The sequence below is a fragment of the Moorena sp. SIO3I6 genome, from assembly GCF_010672095.1.
This window is the reverse complement of sequence record NZ_JAAHHU010000278.1, coordinates 1-6,186: the sequence shown is the minus strand read 5'-3', so window position 1 is coordinate 6,186 and position 6,186 is coordinate 1. Positions and strand designations below refer to the sequence as shown.

Genomic DNA, 6,186 nt, shown 5'->3' with positions numbered 1-6,186 from the left:
AGGGCAGGGCTGTTTCATTCTCGCAAAAAATAGATGGGGAGATGGGGAGATGGGGAGATGGGGAGAATTTTGGACTAATACTCGGGATTTTGGGCAAATTTATCGTTCCCTTACACCAAGGCCGTTAACAAATTGTTAGTGATTTGAGTTGATTGAAGGCGGTTAATTCGTAAGATTTTAATGACTAAATTTGGGCATTTTTCGGTAAATTTTAGTTTATTTCCCTATCCCCCTATCCCCCTATCCCCCTATCTCCAATAATCGTTAACTTACTAAAGTTTGAAACAGCCCTGCTCCCAGGAGGGGAAGTGAGGGAAGAGGTAAAAAATAATGTGTACCTCATAGCTATGAAAAACCCTGTATATATTAATTTTGATACTGCATCAGTTGTTTTTGTTTAGCGTAAATGCTTTTCAGGTGCTTCTTAACAGTATTGATGCTGATATATAGCTGCTGTGCAATTTCTTCGTAAGTTAAGTTGGCTTTTTTAAGTAACCATACTTCCTTCTCCCGGTGACTTAAGCCATATTTAATAGCATCAGTGATAGCGGAATTTTGGGTAGATTGATGTTTATCTTCTAGGGTGACTAACAGATAAGGATTTCGGGATAACTCTAACGTTAACCATCTAACCCTAACCCGAAAGTTAACTGACTTATTCACTTTAATTTCAGCTTCGATAATTAGTTTGCGATCGCTAAACAACTCACGACTATCAATTAATGATTCGCAAACTCGCCAAATTGGCTGAGGGATAGAGTTGATCGGTGACTTACCTTGAGAGATTTGAGAGCACATTCGACGTCCACACTCATTGGCATGAAACAACTCTTGGTTAGTAGTTATAATCAGCACCCCATCAACAAAGCCTTCAATAATTGCTTTGAGCAGTAATGGCAAACCTTCTTCTGAATCTAACTCTGGCTTACTGCTTTCGGGTTTAGTCGCTTCTACTTTGATTGATTGTGGTAAACTACAATAGTGTTTAAAGTGTTTGACATAATCTAGTTTTTTATCCGGTTTATGAAGCTCATATGTGCTTGAAACAACTTGGCTTAACTCAATATGAATGGGTTTTGTAAAGAGTTGTTGATTAGTCATGGTGAACCTTGATTATGAGAAATTAATTGGGCTTATCCCAAATGCAATTGATAAACTAATTGGTTGTTTTACGTTTTCCATTTAGCGATCAAATTATTTCGATTTTTAGCACCCCACTGGCGCTGCTGAAATTATTTCCAAAGATAAATTCGCTGTAATCAGCTAGGTTATCTAGTCCAAGGAAGTTGAGCCAAATTTCTAACAATAGCCATAACGTTGTTCTTGCCAACAGTTTTTTAGAGAGCACATTCATGGTTTTATTTAGGATAAAATTCCTAGAATATATAGCAGTTTTGAATTGGGTGAGGTACTTTCCTCCTGGGTTTTAGGGACTGGGGAAACCCCCTTTGGCCGACTCCATCGCTATTGCCTTTTGCCTTCCCCCCTTCCGGGCGGGGGGTTAGGGGGGATTCCTTTTGCCTTAAATTGCTATATATTCATCAAACCCCACTGCATACTGACTTACCGCCTGAGATGATCTGACTTGTGACTAAATTGTGAAGAATTTGTGACTGAATTTTCCTTTGTCAATGGTATAATCCCTACAGTCATGATCAAATGAGCCATGCCTAGGTCGCTCAAAGTCCGTCAGGAATGCATTGAAAAAGTTAAACTGGCAGTCAGGCGTAACGGTTTTCCGAGCCAGAGGGCTTTGGCGGAAGATGTCGGGTTTGCCTTAGCCACAGTCAGCAACTTCCTGACCGGTAAACCCGTTGACTATATTACTTTTGAAGAACTTTCTCAGAAATTGGCACTGGAATGGAGAGCCATTGCCAATTTTGATTTTGACCCGCCATCCCAGGCTGTAGTAGATGATCTGTCATCCCAGACTGTAGATCAAAAGCCACAAATCAGAAGCTCTAGCAAACGCCAAGACTTGGGAGAAGCAATTGATGTTACCAATTTCTACGGGCGCAAGGAAGAATTAGCCACACTCAAACAATGGATTATTAATGACCATTGCCGACTGATTACCTTAATTGGCATGGGTGGAATTGGTAAAACAACTTTGTCTGTCAAGTTAGCCCAGGGTCTACAATCGGAATTTCAGTACCTGATTTGGCGAAGTTTGCGTAATGCGCCACCCATTCACGAGCTTTTGACGGACCTGATTGGGTTTTTGTCCGATCAGCAAGACACCACTTTACCAGAAAGCTTAGATGGTAAAATCTCCTGTTTAATCGAATATCTGCGGGCAGAGCGTTGTTTGTTCATCTTAGATAATGTAGAGTCAATTCTATCCCCTGACCAACGGGCAGGAGCCTATCGCCCAGGATATGAAGGCTATGGGCAACTCCTCAGAAGCTGGGGCGAGACTAACCATCAAAGTTGTCTGGTGTTGACCAGTCGGGAGAAACCCAGAGAAATTAGAAACAAAGAAGGTGTAAACGCTCCGATTCGTTCCCTGAGGTTACCTGGCTTAACCGAGGGAGAAGGGAAGAAAATTCTCGCGGAAAAAGGCTTTTCTGTCTCAAAAGACGAATGTCAAGCACTGGTAGAGTTTTATGCAGGCAATCCTTTAGCATTGAAGATTGTTGCCACCACAATTTATGAGTTGTTTGACGGCGATGTGGCTCAGTTTTTAGAAGAAGGCACTATTGTCTTTGGTGATATTTCCGATTTAATGGACCAGCAGTTTAATCGCTTGTCAACTTTAGAACAACAGGTGATGTACTGGCTGACCATTAATCGAGAATGGGTCTCATTTAAGGAGCTACAAAGGGACATTATTCCGGCTGTTTCATTCAAACATTTATTAGAAACCTTAGAATCTCTACAATTGCGCTCAATGATTGAGAAGACTTCGGGAAAATTTACTCAACAACCCGTGGTGATGGAGTATGTCAGCGATCGCTTAATTGAACAGATTTTCTGCGAAATTCAAACGGTAGAAATAGCACTATTGGAGCGCTGTGCCTTAATCAAAGCCCAAGCCAAAGATTATCTGAGAAATGCCCAAATTCAGCTGATTCTCAAACCGATTACCGAGCAACTACTCAACCTGCTTGGTCTCCCAGAAAATGTCCAAAACTATTTGAATCAAATTTTATCAAAACTGAAGTCTTTTCCCCCTCGAAAACCCGGATATGCCGGGGGCAATGTTCTCAATTTACTCTGGCAGCTTAATCTTGACCTGAGTGGCTATGATTTTTCTAACTTAACGGTTTGGCAAGCTTACCTACAGGGCATGAATTTGCATCGAGTCAACTTCGCCAATGCCGATTTAAGTAAGTCGGCTTTGACTCGCACCTTAGGGGGGGTTTTATCAGCGACCTTTAGCCCAGATGGGAAACTCCTGGCAACTAGTGTTGATAATGAGATTTGGTTGTGGGACGTTGCCAACATTAAACAAATTATTACCTGCAATGGTCACAAGGCTTGGGTGCAATCCCTGGCTGTTAGTCCAGAGGGAGAAATTTTAGCCAGTGGTAGTAACGACCAAACGATCAGGTTGTGGAATGTCCAGACCGGGCAATGTCTGAAAACATTGCGAGGTCATACCAGTTGGGTGCAATCCCTAGGGTTTAGTCCAGACGGGGAAATGTTAGCCAGTGGTAGCCATGACCAAACGGTAAAGCTGTGGAATGTTCACACTGGAAAATGTCTGCAAACCTTGTCAGGCCATAGCAATCCGGTATTTTTTACTACCTTCAGTCCCAATGGACAAAGGTTGGTCACTGGGGCTGAAGACCAAACTGTGAGAGTCTGGGATGTCAACACTGGTTCTTGCCTGCAAGTCCTAGAAATCCCGATCAATTGGGTATTATCGATTGCCCTTAGCCCAGATGGACAAACATTGGTAACTGGAAGTGATGGCACAACGGTAAAATTTTGGGATTTAGCCAGTGGTGAGTGTATCAAAACCTTACCAGACTACAACAGTTATGTGTGGTCAGTTGCTTTCAGCCCAGATGGTAAAACACTGGTGACCGGTAGTGAGGATACAACGGTTAAAATCTGGGAGGTGGAAACCGGGAAATGTCTCCAAACGTTGCACAAGTATAGCAATTCCCCTTTAGGTAATAGCTACGCTTCACGGATTTGGTTGGTTGCTGTTAATCCGGATGGTCAAACCTTGCTGAGTGTGAGTGAAAACCAAACCATGAAGTTATGGGATATCCACACCGGACAATGTTTAAGAACAGTGGAGGGGTATAGTAATTGGATCTTATCCGTTGCTTTTAGTCCAGATGGTCAAATGTTGGCCAGTAGTAGCGAAGACCAACGGGTAAGATTGTGGGATATTGATACGGGGCAATGTCTACAAACGTTGTCAGGACATACTAATCTAGTCTCATCAGTCACTTTTGCTCCCAAAGACCATCAGATTCTGGCCAGTAGCAGTGACGACACAACTATCAAACTTTGGGATGCAAATACAGGAGAGTGTTTGCAAACACTGTGGGGACACGATAGTTGGGTGCATTCGGTCAGCTTCAGTCCAGAGGGAGAAATTTTAGCCAGTGCCAGTCGTGACCAAACGGTAAAGCTTTGGGATTGGCATACAGGAGAATGTCTGCACACCTTAGAAGGGCATATTCAGCACGTCTTAACCATTAGTTTCAGTCCCTGCGGTAAAATCCTAGCCAGTGGTAGCCATGACAACACGATCAAACTTTGGGATGTCAGTACCGGAACCTGTCTACAAACATTGCCAGGTCACGAGGATTGGGTTTTATCTGTTGTGTTCAGTCCCGGTGCCAATCTGCTGGCCAGTGCCAGTGGAGACCAGACTATTAAACTGTGGGATGTTGAAACGGGGCAATGTCTACAAACCTTATCCGGTAACACATCTCGAGTCAGAACAATTGCCTTTAGTCCAGATGGCAAGAGTTTAGCAAGTGGCAGTGATGACCAGACTGTTCAACTGTGGGATATCAGTACAGGTAATGTTCTCAAACTATTTCAGGGACACCACAAAGCCGTCCGGTCAATTGCCTTTAGTCCTAATCGTCCTGTGTTAGTGAGTAGCAGCGAAGATGAAACCATTAAGCTTTGGAATCTTGACACCGGTGAATGTATAAAAACCCTGAGAATTGATCGACCCTATGAAGGGATGAATATTAAAAACGCCATTGGTTTAACCAAACCTCAGAAAAACACGTTAAAAGCTCTAGGTGCAGTAGATAAAGAGTGAAGCCTGGCACCGCAATGGTTCTAGCTCCCTTGACAAATAAGCTTATAATATGCTATTATAGAAGTATAATTTCTGATCATAAAGCAAGCTAAGGGCAAGAAAAATTAAGCCAAAATGTGATCTACCCAAATGTGATTTAGATCAAGGGTTATGACCATAGTAAGCCTTGATTATATGCACTATTGTGCTTATTTATCACTCTTTTGAAGAAGAATTTATTGAGTCTTGTCCTTGCCCTGTATCATAACAATTGAGGTCCATAAAAGTGGCTATGGAAAATACAGAATCTAACCAAAATTCTGAAGAGCAAGTAGTAGAAAATACATCTGGCGATACTAACCCCTTAGGGGACGATCGCTCCGACTCTCAGGAAACAGTAACAACTCCTGAAGAAACTGAAGTAAAAGCTGGATCGAGTGATGAAAATGTCGAAACAGATAATAAAGACACTAAAGAAATTACTGCACCAGAATCTAATCCAACTACTAGTGAGCGTTCTCCAGGAAAAACCGATAGAGGTTTATAATCCAGGAGTTCTATTCTTGGGCGAGAATTGACCAACTCAGCGATCCCCCCTAACCCCCCTTAACTAAGGGGGGAATTAGATAAAAAAGTGCTCCTGATGAAGGTATAATTAGATAAAAAAGTGCTCCTGATGAAGGATAGAAGTAGATAAAAAAGTGCTCCTGATCAAGGATAGAATTAGATAAAAAAGTGCTCCTTAATAAGGGTAATTTAGGGGGTTATAAATCAGGAATTAACAAAACTGTAACTCCTTCAATAAGTATTAAGAGAATGCCATGACCTACAATATCTATGGGCTGCTGGTAGCTATTGATGAATATCCCAGTCCTGTTCCTTCTTTGAATGGCTGTGTCAATGACATCCTAGAAATACAGGAATATTTGCAAGGGCGGGTCGCTGCAGATGGAGATAAACTTCACATC

General features: G+C 42.2%; 4 protein-coding genes. 2 read left to right on the top strand and 2 right to left on the bottom strand.

Annotated elements, in window-relative coordinates:
- Window positions 1-366: 366 nt before the first annotated feature.
- Both F6K49_RS33945 and F6K49_RS33940 read right to left on the bottom strand, forming a co-directional pair.
- On the bottom strand, window positions 367-1,101 hold the full coding sequence (locus F6K49_RS33945) for a LuxR C-terminal-related transcriptional regulator (protein WP_293103728.1): 735 nt from the start codon (window positions 1,099-1,101) through the stop codon (window positions 367-369).
- Between the two features lie 88 nt (window positions 1,102-1,189).
- The gene (locus F6K49_RS33940) at window positions 1,190-1,354 is read right to left on the bottom strand and encodes a hypothetical protein (protein WP_293028641.1); all 165 of its coding nucleotides are present in this window, start codon (window positions 1,352-1,354) and stop codon (window positions 1,190-1,192) included.
- Window positions 1,355-1,666: 312 nt separating this feature from the next.
- On the opposite strand from F6K49_RS33940, the gene F6K49_RS33935 reads away from it, so the two are divergent.
- Both F6K49_RS33935 and F6K49_RS33930 read left to right on the top strand, forming a co-directional pair.
- Window positions 1,667-5,239, top strand: coding sequence for an NB-ARC domain-containing protein (locus F6K49_RS33935; RefSeq protein WP_293103725.1), 3,573 nt, complete (start codon window positions 1,667-1,669; stop codon window positions 5,237-5,239).
- Window positions 5,240-5,510: 271 nt separating this feature from the next.
- Window positions 5,511-5,765, top strand: coding sequence for a hypothetical protein (locus F6K49_RS33930; RefSeq protein WP_293103722.1), 255 nt, complete (start codon window positions 5,511-5,513; stop codon window positions 5,763-5,765).
- Window positions 5,766-6,186 lie beyond the last annotated feature (421 nt).